Source organism: Massilia orientalis, from assembly GCF_030411975.2.
In the GTDB taxonomy this organism is placed as follows: domain Bacteria; phylum Pseudomonadota; class Gammaproteobacteria; order Burkholderiales; family Burkholderiaceae_D; genus Telluria; species Telluria orientalis.
The window spans coordinates 44173-61057 of sequence record NZ_JASNRB020000013.1 but is presented as its reverse complement, the minus strand read 5'-3'; the positions used below and the strand labels follow the sequence as shown (position 1 = coordinate 61057).

The window sequence follows — 16885 nt, the reverse complement described above, 5'->3', positions numbered from 1 at the left end:
ACAATCCATGAAGGGGCACAACCGAGGTCACCGGCGACGGGCGGCCAGCGGAACGGCGGCCGGTGACGCCACCGCTGCCCTATTTGGGGTGAACAGGGAAAACGGGAAAAATCGGGCGCTAAGCCCTACTGCCGACCCTTGAGGTCGCGCAGCGGCCGATAATTGCCCTCGTCGACCTTCCGGCTCTGCCGCCAGACGTAATCCCCAGTCAGGTTGATGTGCTCCCATCCCAGCGGCGACAGGAATTGAAGCATGCCTTCGTCCGGAAGCTTGCCGAAGACCCGCAAGGCCTGTGCAGCCCTCTCCAGGTAGACCGTATTCCACAGCACGATGGCAGCCGTGACCAGATTTAGCCCACTGGCGCGGTACCGCTGCTGTTCGAACGTCCGGTCGCGGATCTCGCCCAGCCGATGAATGAAGACTGCCCTGGCCAGGGCGTTCCGCGCCTCCCCTTTGTTCAGACCCGCGTGGACGCGCCGGCGTAATTCCACGTTTTGCAGCCAGTCCAGGATGAACAGAGAGCGCTCAATGCGGCCCAGTTCACGCAGCGCGATCGCCAGGCCGTTCTGCCGCGGGTAGCTGCCGAGTTTGCGCAGCATGAGGGACGCCGTGACGGTGCCGTGTTTGATCGAGGCGGCCAGGCGCAGCACGTCGTCCCAGTGAGCCCGCAGGTGCTTGATGTTTAAACTGCCGCCGATCATTGACCGCAGCGCCGGGTGGTCCGACACCTTGCCGGGGACATACAGTTTGGTGTCGCCCAGGTCACGGATACGCGGCGCAAACCGAAAGCCCAGCAAGTGCATCAGCGCGAACACATGGTCGGTGAAGCCGGCGGTGTCGGTGTAGTGCTCCTCGATGCGCAGATCCGATTCGTGGTACAGCAAGCCGTCCAGCACATAGGTTGAGTCGCGCACGCCGACGTTGACTACTTTCGTGCTGAATGGGGCGTACTGATCGGAGATATGGGTGTAAAACAGCTTGCCCGGCTCGGCGCCATATTTTGGGTTGATGTGGCCTGTACTCTCCGCCCGGCCGCCGGCGCGGAAGCGCTGGCCGTCCGACGACGACGTGGTGCCGTCGCCCCAATTCTCGGCGAACGTATGCTTGAACTGGGCATTGACCAGATCGGCCAGGCCCGCCGCATAGGTTTCGTCCCGGATGTGCCAGGCCTGCAACCATGACAGCTTCGCGTAGGTCGCGCCAGGGCTCGATTCTGCCATCTTGGTCAGGCCGAGGTTGATCGCGTCGGCCAGGATCGCCGACAGCAGCAGCGTGCGATCCTTAGCCGGTTCTCCGCTCTTAAGGTGGACAAAATGGCGGGTGAACCCGGTCCAGTCGTCCACGTCCATCAGCAGCTCGGTGATCTTGATGCGAGGCAGCAGGCCGCCGGTAAGGTCGACCAGCGCTTGCGCCCCGTCCGGCACCACGGCGTCCTGCGGATTGATCCGCAGTCCCGTCTCGGTGATAATCGCGTCGGGCAGTTCGTTGGTCAGTGCCAGGCGGTTGACCGTGGCCAGCTGCTGTTCGAGCAGCAGCAAGCGGTCATGCAGGTATTGGTCGCAGTCCTGGTTGACCGCGATCGGCAGTTCATGCGCCGTCTTCATGGCGCCGAAGTTGGCCGCCGGCAGCAGATATTCCTCGAAGTCGCGGAACTGGCGCGATCCCTGCACCCAGATGTCGCCGGACCGCAGCGAGTTCTTTAACTCCGATAGCACGCAGATTTCGTAGAAGCGGCGATCAAGCCCTTCGTCGGTGATGACGAGCGGCTTCCATCGCGCCTTGACAAAGGTGGCCGGCGCATCGTCAGGCACCTTGCGCGCACCGGTCCTGTTCATCGCGCGCAGCACGTCGATCGCGTCGAGGACCGGCTGCGCGGCCGGCGCCGCTTTCAGCTTGAGCACGTCCAGGAACTCGGCCGTGTAGCGGCGTAACGTGCTGTACTGCTCACCAACCAGGGACAGGTGATCGAACGACTCAGGCTGCGCTAGCTTGCCTGCATCGGTGACGCTTTGCGCGAAATCCGACCACGGCAGGATCGCCTCGATCGCCGCGTACGGGTCGCCGCCAGAGTCCTTGGCCTCAACCAGCGCCCGGCCGACCTTCGAGAACAAGCGAACCTTGTCATTGATCGCCTTGCCCTGCCTCTGGAAGTCCTGCTGATGCTTGTTCCTGGCCGCACTGAACAGCTTGATCATGATCCGATCGTGCAGGTCGACCAGCTCGTCCGTCGCCGTGGCCATGCCCTCGATGGTCAGCGCCGCGAGCGTCGCATAGCGCCGTTCGTCCTCGAATTTGGCAAGGTCGCGCGGCGTCATCTGCGCACCCTCGCGCGCCATTTTGAGCAGCCGGTTCTGGTGGATTTGGCGGCCGAGTCCTTCCGGCAGGGCCAATGACTGGAACACCTTGAGGCGTTCGATGTGTTCGCGCATGTAGCGGGAATTGGGCTTCATGGGCGACTGGCGCAGCCAGACTAGCCAGGTGATACTCTTGTCTGGCATGACGTTCAGCAGGTTGTCCAGAGCGCGCCGGTGGCGGCGTTCCAATGGCTCGATCAGCGCGCGGTAGATGCGTCGGTTCGCCCTTGTCACCGCCTCGGCACAGGCCCGTTCGATGACGGTCAGTGCGGGCAGGATGATGCGCTTCTGCTGCAGTGTATCGAGGGCATGCGCAGCCAGAACCATGGCCTTATCGGTCTGCAGCGCGAGGTCGCCCAGGCTGTTCACCAACTTGCGAAAGTCCGACAGTCCGAACACGGACAGTCCCAGGTAAGCACGCAGCTCATGCAGGTGCTCGTTGCGCGTCTTCTCCCGGTCACCGTACTCGGACCACGCCTCGGCTTCGCTTTTTACCTGCTTGGCGATCCAATGGATGACCGGATCCGGCAACCTGGTGTCGCTAGCCAGCGCGTAGCCCGGGTAACGCAGGAGGCATAGTTGAACTGCGAAGCCAAGGCGGTTGGCCGCGCCTCGCCGCTGCCGGATCAAGGCCATATCCGCGTCGGTGAAGCTGTATTGCCGGACCAAGTCATCCTGATTTTCCGGCAATGCCAACAAACTGACGCGTTCGGTTTCGGAAAGGAGCGAGCGGCGTGGCATCGAACGGAAGCGTCTAGATCATGGCGACCAACACCAATGCGTTAGCCGCAGCACCCGGTCTGCTGCTGAATCGGCGGACATGGCACCGACCCGAACGAACAGAACACGCAACAGTCGCCCGGTTTGGGGCGCAGCATCGCCTTGCAGCGCTCACACTCGTAGTAGAACTGGCAGGCGTCCGTGGGCATGGTCTCCTGCTTGGCAGACCCGCAGTGCGGACAGGTCAGCACGGATTCAAGAATGACGGCGCTCATCGTGTCGTCACTTCTGCACGTTGGACGGAAAGCCCGCGTTCATCGTGGCCTTGGTCAGCGTCTCCGCCTGCGACTTCTCAGCGTCATATGTGACGGTGGCCGTTTTCTTGTCGAAATCCACCTTTACCAGGCTCACACCAGGCACCTTTTCCAGCGACTTCTTGACCGTGACCTGGCACATCTCACAGGTCATGTTCTGCACGGCCAGCGTGACGGTTGTAGGGGTAGCGGCGAACACTGCCAGAGGCAGCGCGGCGAGAACGGCAATTAGTAATTTGCGCATGGAATTTCCTTTCAGTAGAACAGTGGGGCGAACCACGGGACGGCCAGCAAGGCAAGCAGAAACACGGTAACGACCCAGAACATGAGGCGCCGTCGCCGGATCGTGCGCGGATCGGCGCACGACGTGCCCGGCGCGCAGACCTGCTGCACCAGGTGGAGCTTGCGAAAGGCGAGCCCGAGAAACAGCAGCGTCAGACCAATGAAGACGGGCCGGTACGGCTCCATCGCGGTCAGATTGCCCACCCAGGAACCGCCGATGCCAAGGGCCAGCAGCAGGAGCGGGCCGACGCAGCACACGGACGCGCCAATAGCGGCGAGTACCCCTGCGATCAACGAGCCTTTTCCAGTAAGTAGTGCCATACAGTTTTTTTAGGTTCGATTTGTCCAGGTGTTACTCTACACTCCGTACCTAAGTACGGTATCAAGGGGAATGTGATGACGGAAGAACTGACCATCGGCATGCTAGCGAAGTCTGCGGAGGTAAATATCGAAACGATCCGCTACTACCAGCGGCGCGGCCTGCTGGACGAGCCGGCCAAACCGCTGGGCGGGCATCGACGCTACGCACCGGAACAAGCCAAACGGGTACGCTTCATCAAGCGAGCGCAGGCACTTGGCTTCACGCTGGATGAAGTGGGTGCGCTACTGACGCTGGATGCAGCCGGTGCCTGTAACGAGACGCGAACGCTCGCCATGCGCAAGCTGGGTCTGATCGCCCAAAAGTTGGCGGATCTGGCCGCAATGCAGCAGGCACTAGGCAGTCTGGTGCAGCAGTGTGATGCCGGTGACGGCCATACAACCTGCCCAATCATCGACGTCCTGGCCGGGGGATAGTGTCTAGTTAGGCTATACCCTAACCTTATGTCAGGATAGCTTGAATAGATCAGTCCGAATAGGGTGCAAATCCTAATTTCTTGACAGGTGCCGCAAAGGGTCATAGAGTTGCCCTGACACTTTCGCCACCTGGAGACGCATCTTGCACGGTCAACGCATCGGCTACATCCGAGTCAGCAGTTTCGACCAAAACCCAGAACGCCAACTCGATCACGTCCAGGTCGATAAGCAGTTCATCGACAAGGCATCGGGTAAAGATACTTTGCGGCCGCAGTGTCGTTTTCAGAAGACGACCGCACCATCTGACTGGATGTAACGCCTGGTGTGCATACGGCTCCTGACAGCCCAATATCAGGAGTCGTCTGCACCAATCTCGACTATGCTCAATACTCGTGTGCACCAAAGCGAGGTTTGGGCATGACATCAGACACTCCACCGATTGCCGCGCAAGGCGTGGCCACCCTGCCCGACGAGGCATGGGCGCAAGCCCGGCACCGGACGGAAATCATCGGGCCACTGGCAGCGCTTGAGGTGGTCGGGCATGAAGCCGCCGATGAGGCAGCCCAAGCGCTGGGCCTGTCCCGGCGACAGGTATATGTCCTGATCCGTCGCGCCCGGCAGGGTACTGGCCTGGTAACAGACCTGACGCCCGGCCGATCCGGCGGCGGCAAAGGCAAGGGGCGCTTGCCGGAACCGGTCGAGCGCATCATCCGCGAGCTGCTGCAAAAGCGCTTCCTGACCAAGCAGAAACGCAGCCTGGCGGCGTTCCACCGCGAAGTCGCGCAGGCGTGCAAAACCCAGAAGCTGCCGGTGCCGGCGCGCAACACCGTGGCCCAGCGGATTGCCGGACTACACCCGGCGAAAATAGCCCGCAGCCGGGGCGGGCAGGACGCTGCCCGTCCCTTGCAAGGCGCGGGTGGCATTCCGCCAGAAGTCACCATGCCGCTGGAACAGGTGCAGATCGACCACACCGTCATCGACCTGATCGTGGTCGACGAGCGCGACCGGCAACCGATTGGCCGCCCATATTTGACCCTCGCCATCGACGTGTTCACGCGCTGCGTACTCGGCATGGTGGTCACGCTGGAAGCGCCGTCCGCCGTCTCGGTCGGCCTATGCCTCGCGCATGCCGCCTGCGACAAGCGGCCCTGGCTGGAAGGGCTGAATGTGGAAATGGACTGGCCGATGAGCGGCAAGCCCAGGCTGCTCTATCTGGACAACGCGGCCGAGTTCAAAAGCGAAGCGCTGCGCCGTGGCTGCGAACAGCATGGCATCCGGCTGGACTATCGCCCACCAGGCCAGCCGCACTACGGCGGCATCGTGGAACGGATCATCGGCACGGCGATGCAGATGATCCACGACGAATTACCGGGGACGACCTTCTCCAATCCCGGCCAGCGCGGCGAGTACGATTCCGAGAAGATGGCCACCCTGACGCTGCGCGAGCTGGAGCGCTGGCTCGCGTTGGCGGTAGGCACCTATCACGGCTCCGTGCACAACGGCCTGCTCCAGCCGCCGGCCGCGCGCTGGGCCGAGGCCGTGGAGCGCGTTGGCGTCCCGGCCGTCGTTACCCGCCCCACCGCGTTTTTGGTCGATTTCCTGCCGGTGATCCGCCGCACCCTGACCCGCACCGGCTTTGTCATCGACCACATCCACTACTACGCCGACGCCCTCAAGCCGTGGATTGCCCGGCGCGAGCGCTTGCCCGCCTTCCTGATCCGGCGCGATCCGCGCGACATCAGCCGCATCTGGGTACTGGAACCGGAAGGTCAGCACTATCTGGAGATCCACTACCGCACCTTGTCCCATCCGGCCGTCACCCTCTGGGAACAACGCCAGGCGCTGGCCAAATTGCGTCAGCTCGGGCGCGAGCAGGTGGACGAGTCGGCGCTGTTCCGCATGATCGGGCAGATGCGCGAGATCGTGACCACCGCCCAGAAGGCCACGCGCAAGGCGCGGCGCGACGCTGATCGCCGCCAGCACCTCAAGACGTCGGAGCCACCGGCCAAGCCCATACCGCCGGATGTGGACATGGCTGACCCGCAGGCAGACAACCTGCCGCCGGCCAAACCGTTCGATCAGATCGAGGAGTGGTAGCCGTGGACGAATATCCCGTCATTGACCTGTCCCACCTGCTGCCAGCGGCACAGGGTTTGGCCAGGCTGCCGGCAGACGAGCGCATCCAGCGCATTCGCGCCGACCGCTGGATCGGCTACCCGCGCGCGGTCGAGGCGCTGAACCGGCTGGAAACTCTGTATGCGTGGCCGAACAAGCAACGCATGCCAAACCTGCTGCTGGTCGGCCCCACCAACAACGGCAAGTCGATGATCGTCGAGAAATTCCGGCGGGCGCACCCGGTCGGCACCGACGCTGACCAAGAACATATCCCGGTGCTGGTCGTGCAGATGCCGTCAGAGCCATCGGTGATCCGCTTCTATGTCGCGCTGCTGGCTGCGATGGGCGCGCCGCTGCGCCCGCGCCCACGGCTGCCGGAAATGGAGCAACTGGCGCTGGCCCTGCTGCGCAAGGTCGGCGTGCGCATGCTGGTGATCGACGAACTGCACAATGTACTGGCTGGCAACAGCGTTAACCGGCGCGAGTTCCTCAACCTGCTGCGCTTCCTCGGCAACGAGCTGCGTATCCCCCTGGTCGGGGTCGGCACGCGCGAGGCGTACCTGGCCATCCGTTCGGACGATCAGTTGGAAAACCGCTTCGAGCCGATGCTGCTGCCGCCGTGGGAGGCCAATGAGGACTGCTGCTCGCTGCTGGCCAGCTTCGCGGCGTCACTCCCGCTACGGCGGCCATCCCCGATTGCCACGCTGGACATGGCCCGCTACCTGCTCACCCGGAGCGAAGGCACCATCGGCGAGCTTGCACATCTGCTGGTGGCGGCGGCCGTCGCCGCCGTGGAGAGTGGCGAGGAAGCGATCAACCACCGCACGCTCAGCATGGCCGACTACATCGGCCCCAGTGAGCGGCGGCGACAGTTCGAGCGGGAACTGATGTGAAGTCCGCGCCGCGCTGGCCGCTGCATCCGGCACCCAAGGAAGGCGAAGCCCTGTCCTCATGGCTCAACCGGGTCGCCGCCTGCTACCAGATGGACGTGCACGAGCTGCTGGCCCACGATCTTGGTCACAGCCAACTTGATGACCTGGATACCGCACCATCCTTGTCGTTGCTGACGGCGCTCTGCCAGCGCAGTGGCGTCGAGCTGGAGCGGTTGCGCAGCATGAGTCTTGCAGGCTGGGTGCCGTGGCTGCTCGACAGTCTCGACGATTCGGTACCAGCAGCCTTGGAAACCTATACATTCCAATGCGCGGTGCTCCTGCCCAAGCGCACCCGCAAGGTGCGGTCCATCACTCGCTGGCGTGCCTGGCTACCGAGCCAGACGATTCGCCGGGCGTGTCCGCAGTGTCTGAACGATCCAACGAATCAAGCTGTGCTACTCGTCTGGCAGCTCCCCTTGATGCTGAGCTGCCCGCAGCATGGCTGCTGGCTGGAGTCCTACTGGGGCATGCCCGGCCGGTATCTTCAGTGGGAAATCGCCGATGCTGCGCCGCGCCCTGCCGATGACGCAATCGCCTGCATGGACCGGCGCACCTGGCAGGCGCTGACGACGGGTTTTGTGGAGCTGCCGCGTCGGCGTGTCCACGCCGGCTTGTGGTTCCGGCTGCTGCGCACCCTGCTTGATGAGCTGAACACGCCGCTCTCGCACTGCGGCAGTTGCTCGGCGAGCATCCGCCATGTCTGGGAGCGCTGCGGCCATCCGCTGCGCGCCGGGCAGAGTCTGTGGCGTCCCTACGAGATTCTGGCCCCGGCGGTGCAGTGGCAGATGCTGGAGGCGGCGGCCACCGCCATCACGCTGATCGAGTCAAAGGCGCTGATCCCGCGCGGGGAACAGGCCGCGCTGTTTCAGACGGAGCCGCACACTGGTTTCACCAACGGCCTGCCGGCGAAGGTGCCGAAGCCGGAACCCATCAACCACTGGCAACGAGCAGCCCAGGCCATCGATGAGGCCATCATTGAAGCGCGACACAACCCGGAGACGGCCCGCTTGCTGTTCACACTGGCGTCCTACGGGCGACGCGACCCCGAATCCCTGGAACGTTTGCGCGCCACGTTCACCAAGGAGGGCATCCCGCCGGAGTTTTTGTCACATTACGAGCCTGAATGGCCGTTTGCAGGTCTTAGACTAAATGACGGGTTAAGTGACAGTTTTTGACGGCGAGAACTTTCTGGCTCACACTGTCACATAATCGAACGTATATGTGACAGGTACGACATGCTGATAGGCTACATGCGGGTATCGAAGGCGGACGGCTCCCAGGCTACCGATTTGCAGCGCGACGCGCTGATTGCCGCCGGGGTCGATCCAGTACATCTTTACGAGGACCAGGCATCCGGCATGCGCGAGGATCGGCCCGGCTTGACGAGCTGCCTGAAGGCGTTGCGAACTGGCGACACACTGGTCGTGTGGAAACTGGATCGGCTCGGACGCGACCTGCGACATCTCATCAACACCGTGCACGACCTGACTGGGCGCGGCATCGGCTTGAAGGTATTAACCGGGCACGGCGCGGCCATCGACACCACGACCGCCGCCGGCAAGCTGGTCTTTGGCATCTTCGCCGCCCTGGCCGAGTTCGAGCGCGAGTTGATCGCGGAGCGCACGATTGCCGGCCTAGCCTCGGCCCGCGCGCGCGGGCGGAAAGGCGGCCGGCCGTTCAAGATGACCGCCGCCAAGCTGCGGCTGGCGATGGCGGCAATGGGTCAGCCAGAGACCAAGGTCGGCGACCTGTGCCAGGAACTTGGCGTCACGCGGCAGACCCTGTATCGGCATGTTTCACCCAAGGGTGAGCTACGTCCAGATGGCGAGAAGCTACTCAGCCGAATTTGATGCCGGCATGAGGCAACGTAGCGACAGCGTGGTTTGTCTCAATGGGAAGCGCTCATGATCGATCTTTGAAGGCCCGCAGCAGTCGTGTCACAGACAGGACGAACAAACCGGTCAGCGTGAGGGCTGCGATACCCCAGTACTCTCCGATGAACGCGCCGGCCGTCGTGCCGGCCAGCACAATGGCGAGAATCGGCAAATGGCAGGGACAGGTGAGCACGGCCAGCGCGCCCCACAGGTAGCCGGTGATCGGTTTGTGCGTCTCGGACGGCAAGCGCTCGGGGCTGTTCATGGCAGACTCTCCGCGTGCTGTGCCGGCTCGGTCGGCATGGTGGCCAACTGCACCTCCAGATCGGCCAACGCTTCGCGCCGACGCTCGACGAACTGGCGCAGAACGGCAAGCTGCGCGGCCGCTTCATCGCCGTCCGCAGCATCCAGCGCCCGGCACAGCCGCGCCAGCGCGTCCAGGCCGATGCCCGCCTCGAAGGCCGCCCGCACGAAGCACAGCCGTTGCAAGGCGGCATCATCGAACAGGCCATAGCCGCCCGGGGTGCACGCCACCGGACGCAGCAATCCGCGCAGCAGGTAGTCGCGCACGATATGCACGCTCACCCCGGCATCAAGGGCCAGCCGGGACACGGTGTAGGCGCTCATTGAAAACCTCCTTTTTTTATCCAGCGCAGCAGGAAAGCTGCTTCACGTCCTTGTTGAAGGTCTGCGCCGCAAGCTTCAACCCCTCGACCATTGTCAGGTAGGGGAACAACTGGTCGGCCAGTTCCTGCACCGTCATGCGGTTGCGGATGGCGAGCACCGCCGTCTGGATCAGTTCGCCCGCTTCCGGGGCCACCGCCTGCACGCCGATGAGCCGTCCGCTACCTTCCTCGATGACCAGCTTGATGAAGCCGCGTGTGTCGAAGTTGGCAAGCGCTCGCGGAACGTTGTCGAGTGTCAGCGTGCGACTGTCGGTCTCGATGCCATCGTGGTGCGCTTCCGCCTCGCTGTAGCCCACGGTGGCGACTTGCGGGTCGGTGAACACCACTGCCGGCATCGCGGTCAGATTGAGGGCTGCGTCGCCGCCGGTCATGTTGATCGCGGCACGGGTGCCGGCGGCCGCTGCCACGTAGACGAACTGCGGCTGGTCGGTGCAGTCGCCGGCCGCGTAGATGTTCGGGTTGCTCGTGCGCATGCCTTGGTCGATAACGATGGCCCCTTGCGCATTGACAGTGACCCCCGCCGCGTCCAGCGCGAGGCTGCGCGTATTCGGTGCCCGACCGGTGGCAACCAGCAACTTGTCAGCGCGCAATTCACCGTGTCCGGTGGTCAGCACGAATTCGCCGTTCACATGGGCGACCTGGCTGGCTTGCGTGTGCTCCAGCACCTCGATGCCCTCGGCGCGGAAAGCGGCTGTCACGGCCTCGCCGATGGCCGGGTCTTCCCGGAAGAACAAGGTGCTGCGTGCCAGGATCGTGACCTGGCTGCCGAGCCGGGCAAAGGCTTGCGCCAGTTCCAACGCCACCACCGACGAACCGATCACGGCCAGGCGTGCGGGAATGGTGTCGCTGACAAGCGCTTCGGTGGAAGTCCAGTAGGGTGACTCTTTCAGGCCCGGAATCGGCGGCACGGCCGGACTGGCACCGGTGGCGACCAGGCAGCGGTCGAACGTTACCTCGCGCTCGCCACCCTCGTTCAAACGGACGACCAGGCTCTGGTCGTCCTTGAAACGCGCTTCACCGTGCAAAACGGTGATGGCTGGATTGCCGTCCAGGATGCCTTCGTATTTGGCGTGCCGCAGTTCATCGACACGGGCCTGCTGCTGGGCCAGCAGTTTGCTGCGGTCAATCGCAGGCACAGTTGCCGCAATACCGCCGTCGAACGGACTTTCCCGGCGCAGATGGGCAATATGGGCAGCGCGGATCATGATCTTGGACGGCACACAGCCGATATTGACGCAGGTGCCGCCGATGGTGCCGCGTTCGATCAGCGTGACCGTCGCGCCTTGCTCGACGGCCTTCAGCGCCGCCGCCATCGCGGCCCCGCCGCTGCCAATGATGGCGATATGCAAACCGGCGCCCTCAAGTGCATCACGGATTTTTGGTTCATCTTTGAAATCACCAACCCGGATCGAGCCTTGATAACCCAATGCGGCGATGGCGGCCAGCAGTTGGTTGTGGCTCACGGCGGTGTCTGCCATGACTTGCGCGCGGCTTTCTGGATAGGACACCACAGCGGCATTCACGCCGGGAATCTTTTCCAAAGCATCTTTGACATGGGTGGCGCAGGATGTGCAGGTCATGCCATTCACGGTGATTTCGGTCATTTTTTTACTCCATTGAATTTCGGTGTGCAGCAGGCATCGGCTTGGCGTTTTCGTTGGATGGCGTAGATGGTCAAGCCGATGAAAATCGCCAGCGCAGGCAGCAGCACATAGTCCAGATAGCCGGTCAGCGCGGACAAGCCGACCACACCGAGCAAAATGACCAGAACAGGGGTGAAGCAACACAGCGCCACGAGGGTTGTGCCAATGATGCTGACCCGCAGCAGTGTCTTCGGGTCTTTCATGATCAGTTCTTGACTGATGATGGGTAGCCCGCATCCTCGGTAGCCTTGGTCAGTTTCTGCACGCTGGTCTTGGCATCATCGAAGGTGACCACCGCTTCGCGCGTCTCGAAGGTCACGTCAACTTTACTGACGCCATCGACCTTGGAAATCGCCTTCTTGACAGTGATCGGACAGGCCGAGCAGGTCATGCCCGGTACGGACAGCGTAACGGTCTGGGTGGCGGCCCACACGGGGGCAACAACGGCAGCGAGGGCAAGGGCGGAAAGCAGCTTTTTCATGGTGAACTCCTGTGATCAATAGAAAAATGGCACGACGTAGGGAAATCCGAGCGCGACCAAAACCAGCACGGCCACGCCCCAGAAAATGAGCTTGTAAGTAGCTCGCACTTGGGGAATCGCGCAAACCTCACCCGGTTTGCAGGCGGCTGACGGCCGGTAGATGCGCCGCCAGGCGAAGAACAACGCCACCAGCGCCACGCCGATAAAGATGGGGCGATAGGGTTCCAACACCGTCAAGTTGCCGATCCAAGCGCCGCTGAACCCCAAGGCGATCAGAACCAGCGGCCCGAGGCAGCAAGCCGAGGCGAGGATGGCGGCCAGCCCGCCAGTGAAGAGCGCGCCGCGCCCGTTTTGAGGTTCAGACATACGTTTGTCCTTTCGAATCTGAATTGGATAGCTTAAGCTTACTTCCGTAGTTATGTACGGAGTCAAGCGATATGGAAAACAATTTGGAGAACCTGACCATTGGCGTTTTCGCCAGGACGGCCGGGGTCAATGTGGAGACCATCCGGTTCTATCAGCGCAAGGGCTTGCTCCCGGAACCGGACAAGCCTTACGGCAGCATTCGCCGCTATGGCGAGACGGATGTAACGCGGGTGCGCTTCGTGAAATCAGCCCAGCGGTTGGGCTTCAGCCTGGATGAGATCGCCGAGCTGCTGCGGCTGGAGGATGGCACCCATTGCGAGGAAGCCAGCAGCCTGGCCGAGCACAAGCTCAAGGACGTGCGCGAGAGGATGGCTGACCTGGCGCGCATGGAGGCCGTGCTGTCTGATTTGGTGTGCGCCTGCCATGCGCGGAAGGGGAACGTTTCCTGCCCGCTGATTGCGTCACTGCAAGGGAAGAAAGAACCGCGCAGTGCGGACGCGGTGTAGCCCGAGGGAACTACGCCTTAGCGTGCTTTATTTTCCGTTTTCTGAGGCGACTCCAACGTCAGAAAAGACCGTGCGGTCGACTTTTGATATTTCGTGCTGTCGCCTTCTGAAAGTGACAACCCGGTCATACGGTGATTGAGGTCCCAGGCGTCAGCTACCGCACCTGAAGCCGTCGTTCATCGCTCCAAAGCCGGTGCCTGTCTCCGTTCGCCCAGGCCAGGGTGTCGTAGTACTTGTGCAGCAGCTCGGTAATGGCGGCGGTGTCGTCGGTCATGGGGTTTCCTTGGGGTTGGCGGTGAGGACTGCCTGGACGCGTGCTTGCAGCGCGGGCAGCACGTCTTGTTGGAACCAGGGGTTGCGCACCAGCCAGCGATTGTTGCGCGGGCTAGGGTGAGGCAGGGGGAACGCTTGCGGCCAGTGCTCGCGCCAGGCTTCGACCACCCGGGTGAGCGGCGTCTTGCCAGTACCGAGGTGGTAGTCCATGGCGTAGCTGCCCAGCACGATGACCAGCGACAGGCGCTCGAAACGCTGCATGAAGGCTTCGCGCCAGGCGGGGGGCGCACTCCGGGCGTAGCGGCAGGTCACCGCTTTTGCCGGTGCCCGGATAACAGAAGCCCATGGGCAGAATGGCGATGCGGGTAGGGTCGTAGAAGGTGTCGCGGTCCACGCCCAGCCAGGCGCGCAGACGCGCGCCGCTGGCGTCGTCGAAGGGCACGCCTGAGGCATGGACCCGGGCCCCCGGTGCTTGGCCGGCGATGAGGATGGGCGCACTCGGGTGAAACTGGAAGACCGGCTGCACGCCGTGTGGCAGATGCGGTGCGCAGCGCGTGCAGGCGCGGACGTCGGTCAGAAAGGCGTCGAGTGTCGGCATGGCGCGCTTCCGGAAAGGGTGGCTCGCGCAGGACGGAGGTGCCATCCTGCGCGAAGCGTAACCCGGCAGCAAGTCAGTGCTGGGTCAGTGTCGGATAGCCCTGGATGAATACGCGGTCGGTCTTGGCCGCCGGCACATGGCAGCCCATGCAGTCGGCTTCGTAGCTGACGGCGACATTCTTGGCGGGGGCGTCGGCCTTGAACAGCGCCCAGCCCCAGCCGTCGCCCCACAAGGGGTTGCTGGCGAAACGGCCTTTGGCGTCCTTGACCATCACGAACCACACGGCCGCATCGGAACCCCAGACCACAGGGTTGCCAGTGGTCATGGCGCTGGTTTCGAGCTTGCGGATCTCTTTCACCAGCGTGGCGCCGTCCAAGAACTTGCCGGTCTTGCGGTAGTGCTCGGCCGGGGGCGGCTTCAGAATTCGGAAAATATTGCCCGTTAAGACTTTTGTCCTATCGCAGACGTTGGCTCGCAGCCAGCAAGAAGATCTGGGTATCCGTATTTCGTGGTTGAATTCGTCTTGTGCGGCGCAACGTATCGTGTGACGCGGGTGGTTGGAGGGCGCCGAACGGCCAGGATGGGCCATTCGGCCGTCGCGCCACTCGGACGGTCAGACGTCGGCTTCGCCCAAAAAAGAGGCCATTCAACTGACGAGATGAACGTTCCTTCATCGGTCAAAGTGGACAACCGGTGAACATGGCTCGACCAAGTCTCAGCCCTGATATGCTTGCCTGGTTCGTATTCCTTCCATGCGATTGCACTTGCTCATGGCACAGCGCGGACTTGCGAGAGGGAGTACTGCAGGTCAAAAACTATGGCGCAGCCCGATTACTGTACCGAACTGGTTATTCCCGGGCAATACTGAGCCGTCGTAGCCGTTAGCGCCAAGTGCTGAGCCGCCATTGTTCTTTGTATAGGAGGCCGTGATGTAGGCGTCAGTGCGCTTGGAAAAGCGATAGTCGGCTGACAGCACAAAGGAGACAGGGTCTTTTGCCGAGGTCCGGTCATTGGTCTTATAGGCTGCACCTGTTAATGCAAAGGATGGCGCCAGATTCCAGTTCACACCTGCCCAAAGAAGGTCCGTTCGTGGCATCGATGTCACGAGTTGACTTACTAACCGGCGATAACCCACATACACGCTAACAGGATTTATATCGAGAGCCACCGCTCCCACATAGCGACGCTCGGTCTTACCATCCGTAACGGCAGAACTGCCGTTGAGTTGGTCGTAGGCACCGCCGACGCGGAATTTGCCGGCCTGATACGTGAACCCAGCGCTCATATCCCGTCCAACTCGACTGTTTCCCGGAACCTCGGAACCATTGGCCACGCTTGAATCGACACCGAAACTGTAGAGTGCCGCAACCGTCAACCCGCCGAACGTACCGGTGTATTTCGCTGAGTTATCGGTTCGCCCCGCCAGCCAGGCGTCGTGATTGAACGACGAATACTTTGGAGCGAACAGCATCGGGTCGAATGAGATGATCAGATCGAAGAGCAGGTTGTGATGGCGGCCGAGCGTAATCTGTCCAAATCGGCTGCTGTCTATACCAACATATGCTTTTCGACCGAACAGCCGTCCGCCTTGCACGGCCATGCCAGAATCCAGAGCCATGCCGCCCTCCAGCACGAATACGCCTTTCAGTCCGTTCCCGAGATCCTCCACTCCGCGCAGGCCCCAGCGACTGCCGGCAGTGTTCCCGGAGGTCATGCGTACCAGACTATTGGCTTGGCCGGCTGCATTGGGGACATGGTTCAGAAACTCCACGCCCGCATCTGCCACGCCATAGAGAGTGACGGACGATTGTGCATGGGTGTACGAGCAGGCAGTAGCGATTGCGGCTGCAATAAGCGTCCGTTTCATAGGGCAACTTTCATTCTGGGCTGCCACCCGGATTGGGCGGTGTTTTCAGAGGGTCAGAGGGATGGCAGGGCTGCCACCCCTCATGGACGGATCTTGGCGGCTATCGATCCCGTCCCGACGGGGCCGCCTATCGTGCGGCGGGTTAGCCGCTCTTTCGTTTGGAGCGCTTCCGCCCAACGCCGATTTGCATTAGGTCATCGCCTACAATCAATTGGCCGGAGAAATTGCGTTGAGCGCGCATTAGATTCTCTTTCGGCGCATGGCCCGGCGCGATATGCGGCCGAGGCCTTTTCGGTGTACACATCGTGCAAGCCGCGAGAGGCGGATTTTTCGTCCAACACCGCATATGAGCCCAGGTGGACGAAGTTTGTGCGGAAGTCTGTGGGGCGGCTGATGCCGCCCTGGCTGTCCACATAGGGCGAAAAGTCGCCGGCCGTGACGGCCAGTGGCAGGACGAGGGCGCTGGCGAGCAGAGCGCCGGTGAGTGCGATTTTCATCGTGTTCTCCTTATATGCCTATGGAGATCAGACGGCGACCACGGGGAAATCCACCGTGGGGTCGGCGATGTGGTTGGTGTAGTTGGTGAGCGTGTTCAGCGCGACGTTGGCGATCACTTCCAGTATCAGGCCGTCGTCGAGCCCCGCGCGGCGGTAGTTGGCCATGGCGTCGGCCGACACCACGCCGCGTTGCTCGACCAGCGCGCGGGCAAAGCCGGCGATTGCATCGTCAAGTGCGTTGGCCGCCTGGCCGGTGCGGGCCGCGGCGATGGCCTCTGCCGACAGTCCGGCACCTTTGCCGATCAGGGTGTGTGCGCTCAGGCAATACTGGCAGCGATTGGCTTGAGCGGCAGCGAGCGCAACGATCTCGCGCTGGGAGGCATTCAGGCGGCCGGTGCCCAGCGTTTCGGACAAGCCGAGGTAGCCATTGAGCGCCGCCGGCGCGTGGGCCAGCGTGGCGAACAGGTTCGGCACCATGCCAAGCTTGGCTTTGACGGCCTTGAGTGTGGCAGCGGTAGCGGCGTCAGCGGTGTCGATGGTCAGGGGGGCGATTTGGGTCATGTCTATCTCCGTAGTGGGTGA

General features: G+C 62.6%; 19 protein-coding genes and 2 pseudogenes. 7 read left to right on the top strand and 14 right to left on the bottom strand.

The annotated features are described in order from the left end of the window. Window positions 1–125: 125 nt before the first annotated feature. The 3 genes and pseudogenes from QPK29_RS20590 to QPK29_RS33545 all read right to left on the bottom strand — a co-directional run bounded on the left by QPK29_RS20590 (window position 126) and on the right by QPK29_RS33545 (window position 3991). On the bottom strand, window positions 126–3095 hold the full coding sequence (locus QPK29_RS20590) for a Tn3 family transposase (protein ID WP_371771099.1): 2970 nt from the start codon (window positions 3093–3095) through the stop codon (window positions 126–128). Window positions 3096–3136: 41 nt separating this feature from the next. Further along, a complete protein-coding gene (locus QPK29_RS20585; RefSeq protein WP_371771098.1) occupies window positions 3137–3349 on the bottom strand; it encodes a GDCCVxC domain-containing (seleno)protein in 213 nt (70 codons plus the stop codon). A gap of 7 nt (window positions 3350–3356) precedes the next feature. Continuing rightward, window positions 3357–3991: pseudogene (locus tag QPK29_RS33545) on the bottom strand (mercuric transporter MerT family protein). 75 nt (window positions 3992–4066) lie between these two features. Here QPK29_RS33545 and merR (QPK29_RS20570) point away from each other — a divergent pair. From merR (QPK29_RS20570) to QPK29_RS20545, 6 genes are all read left to right on the top strand, one after another. Next, complete coding sequence (merR, locus tag QPK29_RS20570) at window positions 4067–4465, top strand: Hg(II)-responsive transcriptional regulator (protein ID WP_371771095.1); 399 nt, start codon at window positions 4067–4069, stop codon at window positions 4463–4465. A 142-nt stretch (window positions 4466–4607) separates the two neighbouring features. Further along, window positions 4608–4781, top strand: coding sequence for a recombinase family protein (locus QPK29_RS20565; protein ID WP_449820726.1), 174 nt, complete (start codon window positions 4608–4610; stop codon window positions 4779–4781). A 101-nt stretch (window positions 4782–4882) separates the two neighbouring features. Further along, window positions 4883–6562 carry a Mu transposase C-terminal domain-containing protein gene (locus tag QPK29_RS20560; protein WP_003465068.1) on the top strand — a complete coding sequence of 560 codons (1680 nt, stop codon included), beginning with the start codon at window positions 4883–4885 and terminating at the stop codon, window positions 6560–6562. A gap of 2 nt (window positions 6563–6564) precedes the next feature. Next, window positions 6565–7473, top strand: coding sequence for a TniB family NTP-binding protein (locus QPK29_RS20555; RefSeq protein ID WP_003465065.1), 909 nt, complete (start codon window positions 6565–6567; stop codon window positions 7471–7473). Further along, window positions 7470–8687: a TniQ family protein gene (locus tag QPK29_RS20550; protein WP_003465063.1), complete on the top strand. Its 1218-nt coding sequence runs from the start codon at window positions 7470–7472 to the stop codon at window positions 8685–8687. Before QPK29_RS20555 ends, QPK29_RS20550 begins: the two co-directional genes overlap by 4 nt. A 60-nt stretch (window positions 8688–8747) precedes the next feature. Further along, window positions 8748–9362 (top strand): recombinase family protein, encoded by a 615-nt coding sequence (locus tag QPK29_RS20545; protein WP_000904941.1) that lies wholly within the window; start codon window positions 8748–8750, stop codon window positions 9360–9362. 52 nt (window positions 9363–9414) lie between these two features. On the opposite strand, the gene merE is transcribed toward QPK29_RS20545, so the two are convergent. From merE to merT, 6 genes are read right to left on the bottom strand one after another with little or no spacing between them, the layout of a single operon-like run. Then, window positions 9415–9651, bottom strand: coding sequence for a broad-spectrum mercury transporter MerE (gene merE, locus QPK29_RS20540; RefSeq protein ID WP_001087809.1), 237 nt, complete (start codon window positions 9649–9651; stop codon window positions 9415–9417). Then, complete coding sequence (gene merD, locus QPK29_RS20535) at window positions 9648–10013, bottom strand: mercury resistance co-regulator MerD (RefSeq protein WP_003465059.1); 366 nt, start codon at window positions 10011–10013, stop codon at window positions 9648–9650. The genes merE and merD overlap by 4 nt, the downstream gene beginning before the upstream one ends. Window positions 10014–10029: 16 nt before the next feature. Next, window positions 10030–11676, bottom strand: a complete 1647-nt coding sequence (gene merA, locus QPK29_RS20530; protein WP_000136268.1) for a mercury(II) reductase — start codon at window positions 11674–11676, stop codon at window positions 10030–10032. Next, window positions 11673–11918 carry a mercury resistance system transport protein MerF gene (merF, locus tag QPK29_RS20525; RefSeq protein ID WP_000654684.1) on the bottom strand — a complete coding sequence of 82 codons (246 nt, stop codon included), beginning with the start codon at window positions 11916–11918 and terminating at the stop codon, window positions 11673–11675. The genes merA and merF overlap by 4 nt, the downstream gene beginning before the upstream one ends. A 2-nt stretch (window positions 11919–11920) precedes the next feature. Continuing rightward, the gene (merP, locus tag QPK29_RS20520; protein WP_000735441.1) at window positions 11921–12196 is read right to left on the bottom strand and encodes a mercury resistance system periplasmic binding protein MerP; all 276 of its coding nucleotides are present in this window, start codon (window positions 12194–12196) and stop codon (window positions 11921–11923) included. A gap of 15 nt (window positions 12197–12211) precedes the next feature. Beyond that, window positions 12212–12562, bottom strand: coding sequence for a mercuric ion transporter MerT (merT, locus tag QPK29_RS20515; RefSeq protein WP_001294667.1), 351 nt, complete (start codon window positions 12560–12562; stop codon window positions 12212–12214). 71 nt (window positions 12563–12633) lie between these two features. Between merT and merR (QPK29_RS20510) the strand changes: the two genes are divergently transcribed. Further along, window positions 12634–13068, top strand: a complete 435-nt coding sequence (gene merR, locus QPK29_RS20510; RefSeq protein WP_000429838.1) for an Hg(II)-responsive transcriptional regulator — start codon at window positions 12634–12636, stop codon at window positions 13066–13068. A 270-nt stretch (window positions 13069–13338) separates the two neighbouring features. On the opposite strand, the pseudogene QPK29_RS20505 reads toward merR (QPK29_RS20510), so the two are convergent. From QPK29_RS20505 to QPK29_RS20485, 5 genes and pseudogenes are all read right to left on the bottom strand, one after another. Then, a pseudogene (locus QPK29_RS20505) lies at window positions 13339–13984 on the bottom strand (uracil-DNA glycosylase family protein). A 28-nt stretch (window positions 13985–14012) separates the two neighbouring features. Beyond that, the gene (locus tag QPK29_RS20500) at window positions 14013–14528 is read right to left on the bottom strand and encodes a cytochrome P460 family protein (RefSeq protein WP_371771094.1); all 516 of its coding nucleotides are present in this window, start codon (window positions 14526–14528) and stop codon (window positions 14013–14015) included. A gap of 219 nt (window positions 14529–14747) precedes the next feature. Further along, window positions 14748–15806, bottom strand: a complete 1059-nt coding sequence (locus tag QPK29_RS20495; protein ID WP_080982279.1) for a porin — start codon at window positions 15804–15806, stop codon at window positions 14748–14750. 194 nt (window positions 15807–16000) lie between these two features. Beyond that, window positions 16001–16303: a hypothetical protein gene (locus QPK29_RS20490; protein ID WP_371771093.1), complete on the bottom strand. Its 303-nt coding sequence runs from the start codon at window positions 16301–16303 to the stop codon at window positions 16001–16003. 27 nt (window positions 16304–16330) lie between these two features. Further along, window positions 16331–16864, bottom strand: coding sequence for a carboxymuconolactone decarboxylase family protein (locus tag QPK29_RS20485; protein WP_003830783.1), 534 nt, complete (start codon window positions 16862–16864; stop codon window positions 16331–16333). Window positions 16865–16885: the final 21 nt, after the last annotated feature.

Bases quoted from the DNA above. Each gene is read 5' to 3' on its own strand.
- QPK29_RS20590 (WP_371771099.1), bottom strand. From the start codon at position 3,095: ATGCCACGCCGCTCGCTCCTTTCCGAAACCGAACGCGTCAGTTTGTTG.
- QPK29_RS20585 (WP_371771098.1), bottom strand. From the start codon at position 3,349: ATGAGCGCCGTCATTCTTGAATCCGTGCTGACCTGTCCGCACTGCGGG.
- merR (WP_371771095.1), top strand. From the start codon at position 4,067: ATGACGGAAGAACTGACCATCGGCATGCTAGCGAAGTCTGCGGAGGTA.
- QPK29_RS20560 (WP_003465068.1), top strand. From the start codon at position 4,883: ATGACATCAGACACTCCACCGATTGCCGCGCAAGGCGTGGCCACCCTG.
- QPK29_RS20545 (WP_000904941.1), top strand. From the start codon at position 8,748: ATGCTGATAGGCTACATGCGGGTATCGAAGGCGGACGGCTCCCAGGCT.
- merE (WP_001087809.1), bottom strand. From the start codon at position 9,651: ATGAACAGCCCCGAGCGCTTGCCGTCCGAGACGCACAAACCGATCACC.
- merD (WP_003465059.1), bottom strand. From the start codon at position 10,013: ATGAGCGCCTACACCGTGTCCCGGCTGGCCCTTGATGCCGGGGTGAGC.
- merA (WP_000136268.1), bottom strand. From the start codon at position 11,676: ATGACCGAAATCACCGTGAATGGCATGACCTGCACATCCTGCGCCACC.
- merF (WP_000654684.1), bottom strand. From the start codon at position 11,918: ATGAAAGACCCGAAGACACTGCTGCGGGTCAGCATCATTGGCACAACC.
- merP (WP_000735441.1), bottom strand. From the start codon at position 12,196: ATGAAAAAGCTGCTTTCCGCCCTTGCCCTCGCTGCCGTTGTTGCCCCC.
- merT (WP_001294667.1), bottom strand. From the start codon at position 12,562: ATGTCTGAACCTCAAAACGGGCGCGGCGCGCTCTTCACTGGCGGGCTG.
- merR (WP_000429838.1), top strand. From the start codon at position 12,634: ATGGAAAACAATTTGGAGAACCTGACCATTGGCGTTTTCGCCAGGACG.
- QPK29_RS20500 (WP_371771094.1), bottom strand. From the start codon at position 14,528: ATGGCCCATCCTGGCCGTTCGGCGCCCTCCAACCACCCGCGTCACACG.
- QPK29_RS20495 (WP_080982279.1), bottom strand. From the start codon at position 15,806: ATGAAACGGACGCTTATTGCAGCCGCAATCGCTACTGCCTGCTCGTAC.
- QPK29_RS20490 (WP_371771093.1), bottom strand. From the start codon at position 16,303: ATGAAAATCGCACTCACCGGCGCTCTGCTCGCCAGCGCCCTCGTCCTG.
- QPK29_RS20485 (WP_003830783.1), bottom strand. From the start codon at position 16,864: ATGACCCAAATCGCCCCCCTGACCATCGACACCGCTGACGCCGCTACC.